Annotated in this window: 10 protein-coding genes and 1 pseudogene; all 11 read left to right on the top strand. The window is 63.8% G+C overall.

Going from position 1 to position 13782, the window contains the following annotated elements:
• Window positions 1-272, top strand: a pseudogene (locus BUB04_RS19470) (IS1634 family transposase); the annotation flags it as partial.
• 95 nt (window positions 273-367) lie between these two features.
• A complete protein-coding gene (locus BUB04_RS16250) occupies window positions 368-1606 on the top strand; it encodes an HlyC/CorC family transporter (RefSeq protein ID WP_073041427.1) in 1239 nt (412 codons plus the stop codon).
• A gap of 492 nt (window positions 1607-2098) precedes the next feature.
• Window positions 2099-2560 (top strand): division/cell wall cluster transcriptional repressor MraZ, encoded by a 462-nt coding sequence (gene mraZ / locus BUB04_RS16245; protein ID WP_084076587.1) that lies wholly within the window; start codon window positions 2099-2101, stop codon window positions 2558-2560.
• A gap of 47 nt (window positions 2561-2607) precedes the next feature.
• Window positions 2608-3540: a 16S rRNA (cytosine(1402)-N(4))-methyltransferase RsmH gene (rsmH, locus tag BUB04_RS16240; RefSeq protein ID WP_178372024.1), complete on the top strand. Its 933-nt coding sequence runs from the start codon at window positions 2608-2610 to the stop codon at window positions 3538-3540.
• Window positions 3541-4058: 518 nt separating this feature from the next.
• Entirely contained in the window at window positions 4059-4331 is a 273-nt protein-coding gene (locus tag BUB04_RS16235; RefSeq protein ID WP_073041423.1) for an FtsB/FtsL family cell division protein, read from the top strand.
• A gap of 33 nt (window positions 4332-4364) precedes the next feature.
• Window positions 4365-6365 (top strand): penicillin-binding protein, encoded by a 2001-nt coding sequence (locus BUB04_RS16230; protein WP_178372023.1) that lies wholly within the window; start codon window positions 4365-4367, stop codon window positions 6363-6365.
• Window positions 6366-6663: 298 nt separating this feature from the next.
• On the top strand, window positions 6664-8217 hold the full coding sequence (locus tag BUB04_RS16225; protein WP_073041421.1) for a UDP-N-acetylmuramoyl-L-alanyl-D-glutamate--2,6-diaminopimelate ligase: 1554 nt from the start codon (window positions 6664-6666) through the stop codon (window positions 8215-8217).
• Window positions 8214-9635, top strand: a complete 1422-nt coding sequence (locus tag BUB04_RS16220; RefSeq protein ID WP_073041419.1) for a UDP-N-acetylmuramoyl-tripeptide--D-alanyl-D-alanine ligase — start codon at window positions 8214-8216, stop codon at window positions 9633-9635. Before BUB04_RS16225 ends, BUB04_RS16220 begins: the two co-directional genes overlap by 4 nt.
• Window positions 9632-11023 (top strand): UDP-N-acetylmuramoyl-L-alanine--D-glutamate ligase, encoded by a 1392-nt coding sequence (murD, locus tag BUB04_RS16215; RefSeq protein ID WP_073041417.1) that lies wholly within the window; start codon window positions 9632-9634, stop codon window positions 11021-11023. Before BUB04_RS16220 ends, murD begins: the two co-directional genes overlap by 4 nt.
• Before the next feature lie 132 nt (window positions 11024-11155).
• Window positions 11156-12334 (top strand): putative lipid II flippase FtsW, encoded by a 1179-nt coding sequence (gene ftsW / locus BUB04_RS16210; RefSeq protein ID WP_084076584.1) that lies wholly within the window; start codon window positions 11156-11158, stop codon window positions 12332-12334.
• Window positions 12335-12364: 30 nt separating this feature from the next.
• Entirely contained in the window at window positions 12365-13750 is a 1386-nt protein-coding gene (murC, locus tag BUB04_RS16205; RefSeq protein WP_073041415.1) for a UDP-N-acetylmuramate--L-alanine ligase, read from the top strand.
• Window positions 13751-13782: the final 32 nt, after the last annotated feature.

Raw genomic sequence — 13782 nt, 5'->3', positions numbered from 1 at the left:
GGATTCAGGGACACCTTTTCGTTACCGTCCTTGCTTACCATCTGCTGTGCGTCATCCAGAGGACGCTTCGCGAAAGCGGAATTCGTCACCACTGGGCCACCATGCGAACGCATCTGAGTGGCCAGGTGCGGGTGACCACCAGCATGGTCAATGACAAAGAGCAGGCCATTCACATACGACACACGTCCGAGCCGGAACCGGTTCACGTGAAAATTTACAATGCTCTCGGGCTGCCGGTACGACCATTAAGGAGGCTGACCACCATCGAATGAAAAATTTGTAGTGTAGAATTTGAAAACACTCTACAACAAAATCAGTAACTTACACACAAAAGTGACAAACTTGGGTTAGGAGGGAGAAGAGATTCATGGCGGTGGATCTGACGATCATGGTGGTGCTCTTGATGTTGTCGGCCTTCTTTTCCGGTTCGGAAACGGCCTTCATGGCGGTGGATCGCATCAAATTGCGCCAGAAGGCCCGGTCGGACAAACGGGCCCAATTGGCCCGCAACATCCTGCGTCAGCCGGAAAAGCTCATCGCCACCCTGCTTTTCTGCAACAACCTGGTGAACGTCGGTCTTTCCGCCATCGGCACGGCGTTGGCCATCCGGTTGTTCGGCCAGGAGGGCGTTCTCATCGCCACGGGGCTGGTGACCGTCTTTCTCCTCATCTTCTCGGAGATCACCCCCAAGACCATCGCCGCCTACTATCCCAATTCCATCGCCGTGACGACGGCCGTGGTGATGAATGGTTGCATCCGACTCTTCTACCCCCTGGTACGTCTGCTCACTCTGATTTCCAGTGGAATCATTCGGGTGCTAGGCGTTTCCAAGCCGGAAAGACGTAAGGGGATCACCGAAGAGGAGATCGCGTTCGTCATCAAGGCCGGGGCAGAGGACGGCGCCCTGGACCATGCCAAGCAGGACATGCTGCTGGGGGTGCTCTCCCTGGATCGGGTGCTGGTGGGAGACATCATGGTGCCCATTCGGGATGTGGTCACCTTGCGCCTGGAGGCACCCTACGAAGAGGTCTTCCGGGTCATTCAAACGCACAAGTATGCCCGTTATCCCGTCTATAAGGGGGATCCCACCAACATCGTGGGGTTTATCCACGCCCTGGACTTCCTGCTCCAGGCCCGAAAGGAGTCGTTCCAATTGAAGGCGCTGCTTCGACCGCCCCACTTCGTTCCGGAGCTCCGGACCATCGGCATGCAGCTCATGAGCTTCAAAAAGGAGCAGGCCCATCTGAGTCTCGTGGTGGATGAATATGGCAACGTGGTGGGCATCGTCACCATGGAGGACATCCTGGAAGAGATCGTGGGGGAAATCGAGGACGAGCACGACCCCCAGGCGCGGTGGGTCCGAAAGACGGCGCCCGGGCGGTATTCCGTGGACGGGCGCGTATCGGTGCGGGACGTGAACCGATGGCTGAGAGCGCGCCTGCCTGAAGAGGAAGTACGCACCATGGGCGGGCTCATCCAGAAGGAGCTGGGCCGCATTCCCCAAAAGGGGGATACGGTGAAGGTGGGCCCCTACCAGTTGACGGTGGAGGAGATGCGGGGAAAAAGCATCACCCGCGTGTTGCTGGAAGTCCGGGAAAGCGAATGAGAAAGAGAACCGCGAATGAACGCGAATAAACGCCAATGAATCTTTTTTGTTGTAGAAGCGGCCTTGGCCGCGATTCGGATCGCCGGAAGGTCGGCTCTTACAGGGCTGAATTGGACGATTTTTCCTCATCGCGAGCTTCCGGCGGACTGGCGTAAAGCCCGCCTCTGAGGAGGCAAATGGACCTGTTGAGTAGGGGCGGGGTTTATCCCCGCCCGCCAATCGCTCTTCCAGCCTTGCTGTGCGACGAACCCTGCCACGATCTCTCATCCGAGAACCACGAACCGACGCCCATAGGCGCCCCTGAAGAAAATGAATAGAAGGTGGGAGCTGCCTTTCTGCCAGGGAGGGATTTCCCTCTTGCGTCCACCGGATCCCACTGGAGTAACCGGCTAAAAAAAAAGATTTTTTTGCTAAAAAATGGGTTTGACATGGCCGGAAGGGGGGTGATAAAAGCAAGCCAAGTGGTAAAAAGTGGGTAAATAGGGGGAACAAGTGGGCATCCTGAAGTCCAAGCGGTTTCGCGGTCAGTCCATTCATCGCCTGGATGACAAGGGGCGCCTGCGCATTCCCACCAAGTTTCGAGAGATATTGCAGGAATGCTACACGGACGGGCTGGTGCTCGCCATGAGAAAGGACCACCTGGAGGCCTACCCGCCGGAGGAGTGGGAACAGATCGAGGATAAACTCCTGAGGAAGGTGGCCCTCAACAAGGATGTGCGGGAGTTCGTCCGCTATTTTGTCTCCAGTGCCGTGGAATGCGAATTCGACAAGCAGGGTCGGATCCTGATCCCCGCGCTCCATCGGGAGCGGGCGGGGATCAACCAGGAAGTGGTGCTGGTGGGCGTTTTGGATTCCTTCGAAATCTGGGATACCAACCGCTGGCACAAGGGGCTGGAGGCTGCCGGTGCTCGGTATGACCAGACCTTCAGCGAAGTGGCCCGCCATCTGGATTGACGGGAAAAGGGGCGCGGGGAATCCGGACGGTCATGGAAAGGCGCTCAATGTTGCAACACCGTCCTGTCTTGATGCGGGAAGCCGTCCAACTGCTGGCCTGCCGCCCAGGAGGCCGCTACGTGGACGCCACGCTGGGCGGGGGCGGGTATGCAGAGGCGATCCTGGAGGCCGCGTCCCCCGACGGGCGGCTCCTGGGGCTGGACTGGGACGAAGCGGCGGTGGCGCGTGCAAGGGAAAGGCTTTCCGCTTACGGGGACCGGTTCCTTGCGGAGTGTGCCCCTTTTGACCGGCTTCCGGACATCCTGGCGTGGATAGGGTGGGAAGGGGTGGACGGCATCGTCCTGGATTTGGGGGTTTCGTCCATCCAGTTGGATGACGCCTCCCGGGGTCTCAGCTTCCAGCAGGATGGCCCCCTGGACATGCGCCTGGACAGTTCCCTTGCGGTGACCGCCGCCGATCTGGTGAATCAGCTTCCGGAAGAGGAGTTGGCCGCTTTGATTGCCGAGTACGGCGAGGAGCGGTATTCCCGCCGGATCGCGCGGGCCATCGCAGAGCGGCGCCGGGAAGAACCCTTCCGTCGCACCGCTGAGCTGGCCTCTCTCATCGAATCCGTGGTTCCCCGGACGGCGGACACCCGGCGCATCCATCCCGCGACCCGCACTTTCCTGGCCCTGCGGCTGGCCGTGAACCGGGAACTGGAGGTGCTCCAGGGGTTTTTGGGCAAGGCGTTGGATCTGCTTTCCGTGGGCGGGAGATTGGCGGTGGTGACCTTTCATTCCCTGGAAGACCGCTTGGTCAAGCGGGCGTTCAAGGCTTGGTCCAGGGCGTGTCGGTGTCCGGTCGATCTTCCCGTGTGTCGGTGTGAGGGGCGTCCCCTGGCAAGGCTTCTTACGCGCAAGGCTGTCAAGCCGTCCGCGCAGGAGGTGCAGGAAAACCCGCGGGCCCGGAGCGCCCGGTTGCGTGCCGTTGAGCGGCTGTAGGGGCGATTATTCGCCCCTACAGGCAGCGCGTGAAGCACGCCCCTAGCGTGTCCGACAATGGCCCTGCGGCTTACAAGGTCGAGGGATTTTGGTCCTCCCCGTAGCCGCGGGGCTTTAGCCCTGCGGAAAGGCTCATCGCAACTCCATGAAGTAACGGGAAATACTCGATGGCCTATCCGACGGCCGGGGGTTCCTCCGCAGCCCTAAAGGGCTGCGCTACGAGAAAAAAGGTCGTCCGCGGAGTTCTCGGGCAGCCTCCTAGGAGCCTGTCCGAGAACTCCGCCACCCGTCACTCCCGCGCAAGCGGGAGTCCATAGGTTCCCGGAAATTCTGGATCCCCGCTCCCCGTTCAAGCCGGGGACAAGCTTCGCGGGGATGACGGATGGAGACAAAGCGAGGCAAAGAGCCCATTGTCAGACAGCCTCCTGGATAATGTATGGACTCCTTGGGCAGGGGCGGGGCTTAACCCCGACCGACGACCCGGGCGTCTGGAGGGTCAAGGGCTCCGGAGGGGCGTCATGTCGTGGAAATCTTGGGGCTTCCTTCTGGGAGGGGCGGTTCTGGTTCTGGCCGCCTGCTTCGTCTACCTCCAGGTGGAGCAAACGCGCTGTGCCTACAGGGTGGCGCAGCTCCAGCAGGCGTACGGCAAGTGGTACGAGGTCCACAGGCGGCTGGAAATCGAGCGGACGCACTTGCGCTCCCACAAGCGTTTGCGGGAGCTGGGGCGGGATGTTTTCGGGCTGGAGCCGGCCAGGGGCGACCGTTTGTGGACCTTTGCGGATCCCAAGTGACGCAGTAATCCGGCGCATGGGATGAGGGCGTTCATGACGTCTTACGAGGATGGAAAAAGACTCCGAACGGAAGCGCGATTCCGCCGATGCTGCGGTGCGCTTCTGGTGATCGGGATCCTCGTGTGCGTCGGGCTGGTGTGCCGCGCCGGCTGGCTGCAGGTCGTCCAGGGAGACAAGTGGCGTGAGATCAAGATCGGTCAGGTGCAGGGAAGCTTCCAGGTTCCCGTCTACCGGGGAACCATCCGGGACGGCCAGGGGCGCCCTCTGGCCTTAGGCGTCCAGAAGGGCTCGCTCTATGCGGATGGCAAGCTGATCTCGGATCCCGTTGGCACCGCCCGGGTCTTGGCGCCCGTTCTCGGAGAGTCCCGGCGGGAACTGGAAGGAAAACTGAGCGCTAAGAAACGCTTTGTGTGGATCAAGCGGGGCCTTTCCAGCGATCAGCTCCGCCGGGTCACCGAGGCCCGTCTTCCGGGTATCGGGGTGCAGATGGAGTGGGGGCGTTACTATCCCTACGGCGATCTGGCCGGCCAGGTGATCGGGTTCGTGGGGGTGGACGGCAAAGGGTTGGAGGGCATCGAAAAGATCTACGACGGACTGCTCCGGCAGGATCCCAGAAAGGTCATAGCCTTCCGTGACGGGGGCCGGCGCCGGGTGTGGTTTCGGGATGCTTCGCCGCCGGTTCCGGAAGAGCGCTACGGGTTGCGGCTCCACCTGGACGCCTTCCTCCAGGACACCTGCGAGGCGGCCCTGGAAGAGGCCGTCCGCAAGCACGGAGCCCGGGCCGGGGAAGCGGTGCTTCTCGATGCCCGGGATTTTCGCGTTCTGGCCATGGCCCATTATCCTTCGTTCAATCCCAACGCCTATGCGTCGGCACAGCCCGATCAGTGGCGCAACCGGGTGGTGGCGGACGTTTTCGAGCCCGGCAGCGTCCTGAAGGTGTTTCTCATGGCCGGGGTGCTGGAAGCGGGGGTGTACGGACCGGAACAGCTCATCTTTTGCGAAGAGGGGAAGATGCGCCTGGCGTCCCACACGATCCACGACGTCCACCCCCACGGGTGGCTCACGGTGCGGGATGTGCTCAAGGTGTCGAGCAACATCGGGGCCGTCAAGCTGGTTCAGGCCCTGGGGCCCCGGCGCTATTACGACGAGCTGGTCCAGTTCGGTTTTGGACGAAAAACGGGTGTGGATCTTCCCGGAGAATCCGGCGGACTGCTCCGCCCCTACGCCCAGTGGAGGCCGGTGGACTTTGCCGTGGCTTCCTTCGGTCAGGGCGTAGGAGTGACCACGCTCCAGCTGGCGACGGCGGTGGCGGCGGTGGCCAACGGAGGCGTTTTGGGTTCGCCGCGCGTGGCGGCGTCGGTGGTGAACGCCGAGAACCGGCTTATCAAGGCCCTGCCGCCCGGGCCGGCAACCCGGGTTTTGTCCGGAAAAACCGCCCAGTATCTAAAGGAAATGATGGAAGAAGTGGTGCAACCGGGGGGGACCGGCACCCGAGCGGCCCTTTCCGACTACACCAGTGCCGGGAAGACGGGAACGGCCCAGGTGGCGGATCGAAGCACCGGGCGCTATGCCCCGGACAAGGTGACGTCCGTCTTCGTGGGGTTTGCCCCGGCAACCCACCCGCGGTTGGCCATGGCGGTGGTGGTCCATGAGCCCAAAGGGGAAGGCTACGGCGGGGTGGTGGCGGCCCCCGTTTTTCGTCACGTTATGGAGAAGGCGCTGCCCTACCTGGGTGTTCCGCCCGACAAGGAACCGGATGACGGCTCCAACCGGCCCCGGCTGGTCCGCTGGGAAGAAGACCGGGACTCGGCCGGAGAGATCTCCGCATGGCAGGCGGAGTCGCCTCCCCGCGGGGAACAGCAAGTTATTCCGGATCTTCGTGGACTGTCCTTGAAAGCGGCGGTGGCCGTTTTGAAGTCCGCCGGCCTGGAAGCGGCCCCACAGGGTTCCGGGCGGGTGGTTCACCAAGAGCCGGGGCCCGGTGAACAGGCCCGAAGAGGTGCCGTGGTGGCCATCCGACTGAAGGATCTTTAACGGTCAGGAAGGAGGAACCGCACCTTTTCCGAAGCAGGCCCCCGTAGGGGCGAATGATTACTCTCCCCTACAGGCCGTGCGCGCGAACTGAACGGGGAGGCGATTCCCACAAGACGCAAGAAAGAAGAGCCTGAATTGGACGGTTCTTTCTCATGGACAGGTCCTGAAGGGCGGGCGTAAAGCCCGCCCCTACAAAAAGCCCCGGACCCATTGGGTAGGGGCGGGGTTTATCCCCGCCCGCTAATCACGCAGTGTAAGAGACACCCGAAGAAAAAACCGCTCAGATTAGGAAGAGATCTTGAACAAGAAACTTTCCCAGCTCATCGCTGACCTTTTGCCGCGGCAGGTGTCCGGAGACGTCCAAGTGGCCGTTTCCGGAATCTGTTACGACAGCCGGAAGGTGAACCCCGGGGACCTCTTCGTGGCGCTTCCCGGCGGCCGCTACGACGGCCACGCCTTTATGGAGGCGGCCGTATCGGGCGGAGCCGCCGCCGTCTTGACCCAAAGGCTTCCGGAAAAGGATCTGGGCGTGCCGGTGGTCCTGGTGGACGACACGCGAAGGGCCATGGCCGCTGCGGCCGCCGCCCTCTACGACCACCCGGCCTCGGACCTCTGCCTGGTGGGCATCACGGGAACCAACGGCAAGACCACCACGTCCCTGCTGGTGGAAGCCATCCTCACGGCGGCGGGTCATGGGGTGGGCGTGATCGGCACGCTGGGAGTGCGCTGGGGGGACGAGGCGGAAACGTCGGTCATGACCACCCCGGAATCGGCGGACCTCCAGAGAATTCTGTATCGGATGCGCCGGGACGGAATCACCCACGTGGTCATGGAGGTTTCGTCCCACGCGCTGGCCTTGCACCGAGTGGACGGAATGGCCTTCGATACGGCCGTCTTCACCAACCTTTCCCAGGACCATCTGGATTTCCATGGGTCCATGGAGGAATACTTCCGGGCCAAGCGGCGACTCTTCGTGGATTACCTCAAAAAATCCGCCGGGCCGCGGGCGGCCGTGGTGAACGGAGACGACCCCTACGGCCGGCGACTGCACGAAGAACTTTCCTCTTCCACCGTCTATGCCTGCGACGCCCCGGAAGCGTCCGTTCATCCCCGTCGTCTCCATCTGGGGCCGGACGGCATTCGGGCGGAATTGGAAACACCCAAAGGAACCCTCTCCATCCGGTCGGCCCTGATCGGCCGGCTGAACCTCTACAACATCCTGGCCGCGGTGGCTGCGGCCTGTGCGCTGGACGTTCCGTTGGAAGCCGTCCAAGAGGGGATCCGGTCGGTCGCAGGTGTGGACGGCCGTCTGCAACGGATCGCCACGCCCTACGGGTTTGACGTGGTGGTGGACTACGCCCACACCCCCGATGCCATGGAAAAGGCCCTGGAATGCCTCCGGGAACTCACCCGGGGCCGCCTGTGGGTGGTTTTCGGCTGCGGAGGGGATCGGGACCGAACCAAGCGGCCTCTCATGGGACAGGTGGCCGGCCGCCTGGGAGACCGGGTGGTGGTCACCAGCGACAATCCCCGGACGGAGCCTCCGGAAGCCATTGTGCGAGAAATCCTTCCCGGCGTGGAATCCATGGGGAAGGAGCTTTTTGCCCTGAACGGGCCGTCGATTCCTCCCACCGGGTACGCCGTGGAGGTGGACCGGCGTCGGGCCATCACGGCGGCCGTTTTGGCCGCGGAGCCGGGCGATGTGGTTTTCGTCGGCGGGAAAGGCCACGAGACCTACCAGATCCTGGGAACAAGTGTGGTTCCCTTCGACGACCGGGAAGTGGTCCGGGAGGCGCTCCAGATGCGCGCCGCCGGCGGGAGGGAGCGACCAAGGGCGGAGGGGTGCGCATGAGGTGGACGCTCGCCCAGATCCTGGAAGCCACGGGTGGAGAGCGGATCCGGCCCGGCGCGGAGTCCGTGGAGCAACTGCCTGCGTTTACCGGCATCTCCACGGACAGCCGCACGGTGGGGCCGGGTGAGGTCTTCGTGGCTCTGGAAGGGGAGCGCTTCGACGGCCATCGGTTTCTCTCGCAAGCCGTGGAACGCGGAGCCGCCTGCCTGCTGGTTCACAACCGAGAAGCGGCCCGGGATCTCCCTGAAAAGGCGGCCGTGGTCGCGGTGGCGGACACCCTGAAGGCGCTGGGGGATCTGGCGGCCCATGTGCGATCCCGAACCGCGATTCCCGTGGTGGGTATCACGGGGAGCAACGGCAAGACCAGCACCAAGGAGATGGTGGCGGGCATCCTGGGGATTCGCCGGCCGGTACTCAAAAACCCCGGCAACTTCAACAATCTCATCGGCGTTCCCCTCACCCTGTTTCAGCTTTCCCACCAACACGGAGTGGCCGTGGTGGAGATGGGGATCAACGTGCCCGGCGAGATGGAGCGGCTGGCGGCCATGACCCGGCCCACGGTGGGACTCATCACCAACGTGCACCCGGCGCATCTGGAAGGCCTGGGAACGGTGGACCGCGTGCTGGAAGAAAAGGCGAAGCTTTGGGACGTGCTGGGTTCCCAGGGCACGGCCGTGGTGAACCTGGACGATGAGAACCTCCGCGCCCGGGCGGAACAACTTTCGTGCCGGAAGACCACCTTTTCCATGCGTGACAAGGCGGCGGATGTGCACCTGGCGGGAGATCCTGTCATGGACCGATCCGGGACGCGGTTTCGCTTGGCCGTGGGCGGCGTGTCCCTCTCGATCCGTCTGCCCGTTCTCGGTCTTCACCAGGTGCAAAACGCCCTGGCGGCCGCCGCCGCGGCCCTGGCGGTGGGGGCCTTCCCGGAAGATATTCCAAAGGGGCTGGCATCCCACCGGCCGGTTGCCCAGCGCATGGAAACCCTGGAATTTCCAGACGGAACCTTTCTCATCAACGACTGCTACAACGCCAACCCCCGGTCCGTGGAAGCGGCCCTGGAAACCCTCCAGAAGGCCTCCGAGAACGCTCCGCGGGTGATCGTGCTGGGCGAGATGAAGGAGTTGGGAGCCGAATCGGAAAGCCTTCATCGGGCGGTGGGGATTAAGGCGGCGGGACTCGATCCCGTCCTGCTGGTCACCATGGGCGATCACGGCGAAGCCATCCGCCGGGGGGCTTTGGAATCCGGCCTTTCCGAAGACCGAACGGTGCACGCGGCCACCCACCGGGAAGCCGCCCGGGCCGTGCTGGACCGTTGGCAGCCGGGCCAATGGATCCTGGTGAAAGGATCCCGGGGCATGACCATGGAGAAGGTGACCGACGTGCTGGTGGAAGAAAAAAGGGCGGTGCGGTCATGAACGCCAACCCCGCAACCCTGTCGGAACGGCGGAAGACGCTCCTGGTGGTGGGGCTCGGCGTGTCGGGACGTGCGGCCTGCCGTTGGGGCCTGCGCCAAGGCTATCGCGTTCATGGAACCGACGCGGCCACGCAAGAGGCCCTTCGGGAAGCCCTGGCGCCGCTGGAAAAGGAAGGGGCCGCCTTCTCCCTGGGGGAACACCGGTTGCAGGACTTTTTGGAGGCGGATCTCATCGTGGTGAGTCCCGGAGTTCCACTCAACCTTCCCGCCCTGGAAGCCGCCCGCCGAACCGGGGTGGAAATCATCGGGGAGTTGGAATGGGCCTGGCGCTACTGTCGGGCGCCGGTGGCGGCCGTGACGGGAACCAACGGAAAGACCACCACCACGGAACTCATCGGGGCCTTTCTGAAAGAAGGGGGAATGCGGGCCTTCGTGGGCGGCAACCTGGGAACTCCACTGTGCCACTGGCTCGCCGAAACCGGGAACGCCCCTTCGGAAGGCGCCGTCGATTGGTGCGTCCTGGAAGTGAGCAGCTTCCAGCTGGACACGGCGTCCACCTTCGCCCCGACCATCGGCGTGGTCCTCAACGTGACCCCCGATCACCTGGACCGCTATCCGGACTTCGACGCCTACGCCGCCAGCAAGTTTTCCATGTTCCGGGAATCGCCCGGGGTGCCGCAGACCGCCGTCCTCAACGGGGACGACCCGGTGTGCCGAACGTGGGCGGAAGGACTGAAGGCCCGGGTCCTTTTCTTTTCCCGGTCCGATCCGGAAGCGGCGGCGTCGGTGGCCGAAGGGCGACTTCTCATCAGCCTTCCGGACCAGCCAAAGAAGACCTTCGATCTGTCCCGGTGGGCGCTCAAGGGGGTTCACAACCTGGAAAACCTCATGGCCGCGTCGCTCGTGGCTTCCTTGTGCGGGGTGGACCCGGACGCCGTCCAGCGAACCATCGATTCCTTTCGGCCCTCGGCTCACCGCATGGAATGGATCGCCACGGTGAACGGTGTCCGGTTCGTGAACGATTCCAAGGGAACCAACGTGGGGGCCGTGGCCAAGGCCCTGGAAAGCTGCGAAGCCCCCGTGGTGCTCCTCATGGGCGGGCGCGCCAAGGGAACCGACTTCCGGTCCCTGGGGCCTCTTTGCAGAGAGAAGGTCCGCTTTCTGGTGGCCTTCGGCGAGGCGGGGCCGCAGGTGGCGGCCGATCTGTCGCCCTTTGTGGAAACGGTGACGGTGGAAAATCTGGACCAGGCGTTCCGGGAGGCGCTGCGCCGGGCCCGGCCGGGCGACACGGTGCTGCTCTCCCCGGGCTGCGCCTCCTTCGACCAGTACGCCAACTATGCGGAACGCGGGGAACATTTCCGACAACTGGTTGAAGGATTAAAGGATTAAGGATTGAAGGATTAAGGGGGGAAAGAAGAGCCGGGCCGGGACCAACCCCCGACGCACCACGGCCTACGGACCACGGCTCACGGATAACGGATAACGGATTACGACTCACGACTTACGACTCACGGAAAAAGAATGAGAGCCGAAACCATCCACATGCCAACAGCTGGTCTTCCGGGGCGCTCACCCGCGGCCGCCGAAGAAGGGGAGCCGCGCTTTCCCATGAGCCTTCGGGGGCAGATCTGGGTGCTCCTGCTGGCCTTTCTGGCTTTCGGCGTGCTCATGGTGTACAGCGCCAGTGCGCCGCGCCTGCTTCGAGGCGGCGACGTGTGGATGGGCCTGGGTCCTTACGCCTCCCGGCAGGCCCTCTTCGCCGCGCTGGGGATCGCACTGGCGGCGTTCTTTGAACGGATTCCGTATTCCTGGTACCGCAGGGCGGCCAAGCCCTTGCTGCTGGTCGTCCTGATCGCGCTGTCGCTGGTCTGGATCCCGGGTGTGGGAGTGGAAATCAACAGCGCCCGACGGTGGTTTCGGATCGGGATGTTCACCCTGCAGCCGTCCGAATTCGCCAAGGTGGTTTGGGTGGTCTATCTCAGCGCCTACTTGTGCGCCAAACGAACGGCTCTGGAAGATTTCCGCACCGGGATTCTTCCCACGTGCCTGCTGCTGGCAGTCTTGTCGGCGCTGTTGCTGCTGGAGCCGGACTTCGGATCGTGCGTCATCCTGGCGGGCATCAGTTTCGTGCTCTGGGCCGTGGGCGGCGTTCCCTGGCGCCACCTGTTTCTGCTCGTTCCCGTGGGTCTGGCGGGTCTGGGGACGCTGGCCGTGACCAGCCCGTACCGCCTGGAGCGGCTCCTGGCCTTTCTGGATCCGTGGACCGATCCGCTGGATTCCGGCTACCACCTGATCCAGTCCCTGGTGGCCATTGGATCCGGCGGTCTGTGGGGAGTGGGGCTGGGAGCGGGGCAGCAGAAGCTCAGCTACCTGCCCGAGCCCTTTACCGACTTCATCGTGGCCGTGGTGGGGGAAGAACTGGGCCTTCTGGGGCTCGCCGTCCTTTCCCTGGGGGTGTTGCTCTTCTTCTGGAAGGGACTTGAGGTGGCGCGGCGGGCCCGGGATCCCTTCGGGGCCGTTTTGGCCGTGGGCCTGACCTGCCTGGTGACCTTCCAGGCCTGGATCAACATGGGCGTGGTGCTGGGGGTTCTTCCCACCAAGGGACTGGCCTTTCCCTTTCTTTCCTATGGAGGCAGCTCCCTGACGGCGAGCTGCACGGCCGTGGGAATGCTTCTCGGCGTGGCGCGCCGGAGTCCCTGAGCCGCCGAGGACGCAACTGAAGGAGCGACCGTGTACAAGCGCTATCAACATATTCACTTCGTGGGCATCGGCGGCATCGGCATGAGCGGCATCGCGGAGCTGCTGCTCAACCTGGGCTACCGCATCAGCGGCTCCGACGTGCGGGCGAGCGACATCACGCGCCGCCTGGAAAGCCTGGGCGCCCGGATCTTCATCGGCCACGACCCGACCCACGTGGGAGGGGCGGATGTGGTGGTCCTCTCGTCGGCCATCCGCGAAGACAACCCGGAGGTGGTGGCCGCCCGGAAGCGGGGCAACGTGCCGGTCATCCGCCGGGCGGAGATGCTGGCGGAACTGATGCGCCTCAAATACTCCGTGCTGGTGGCGGGCGCCCACGGCAAGACCACCACCACTTCCATGGTGGCCACGGTCCTGGCCCGGGGCGGCCTGGACCCCACGGTGATCATCGGGGGGAAGCTCAACGCCTGGGGAACCAACGCCAAGCTGGGAAGCGGCGACTTTGTGGTGGCCGAAGCGGACGAAAGCGACGGCACCTTCCTGCTCCTTTCGCCCACCATTGCGGTGGTGACCAACATCGACCTGGAGCACGTGGACTTCTATCGGGACCTGGACCACATCCGGGAGACCTTCCTGGAGTTCGTGAACAAGGTGCCCTTTTACGGCCAGGCCATCCTATGCCTGGAAGACGAAAACATCCAGCACCTGCTGCCGCGTGTGGAAAAGCGGTTCGTTACCTACGGTTTTTCCTCACAGGCGGACTTCCAGGCAAGGGATGTGCGGGTCGACGGCCCCAGGACCCTCTACCGGGCTTTTCATCGGGACCGGGAACTGGGCCAAGTGGTGCTCCCCATCCCGGGCCGCCACAACGTGCTCAATTCCCTGGCCGCCGTGGCGGCGGGCGTGGAATTGGACCTGGGCTGGGAGGACATCCAGCGCGGCCTTGAAGACATGACGGGCGTCCAGCGCCGCTTCCATGTAAAGGGGGAGGCTGCGGGGGTTCTCGTCCTGGACGACTACGGCCACCACCCCACGGAAATCCGGGCCGTTCTCTCGGCCCTCTCAGAAAGCTATCCGGACCGGCGCAAGGTGGTGGCCTTCCAGCCGCACCGGTACAGCCGCACCCGCGGACTCATGGACCAGTTCGCCAAGTGCTTCTACCAGTCCGACGTGCTCTTGGTCACGGAAATCTATGCGGCCGGCGAAGCCCCCATGGAAGGGGTGACGGGAAAGCGGCTGGCCGAGGAAGTGGCCCGCTACGGCCACCACGACATCACCTACTGCGAAACGCTGGACGGCATGACGGAGGCCCTGCTGCAGCGGGTGCAGCCCGGCGATGTGGTGGTCACCCTGGGCGCCGGAAACATCTGGCAGGTGGGAGACAATCTCCTGGAACGGCTCGGCGCCCGCGCCTTGTAGAGCGTGCCGGGCGGGCATAAAGCGCGGCCTTG

Origin of the sequence: Desulfacinum infernum DSM 9756, assembly GCF_900129305.1 — a bacterium.
GTDB lineage: Bacteria > Desulfobacterota > Syntrophobacteria > Syntrophobacterales > DSM-9756 > Desulfacinum > Desulfacinum infernum.
The sequence above is the reverse complement of the archived record's forward strand: the minus strand, read 5'-3'. Positions and strand labels throughout refer to the sequence as shown.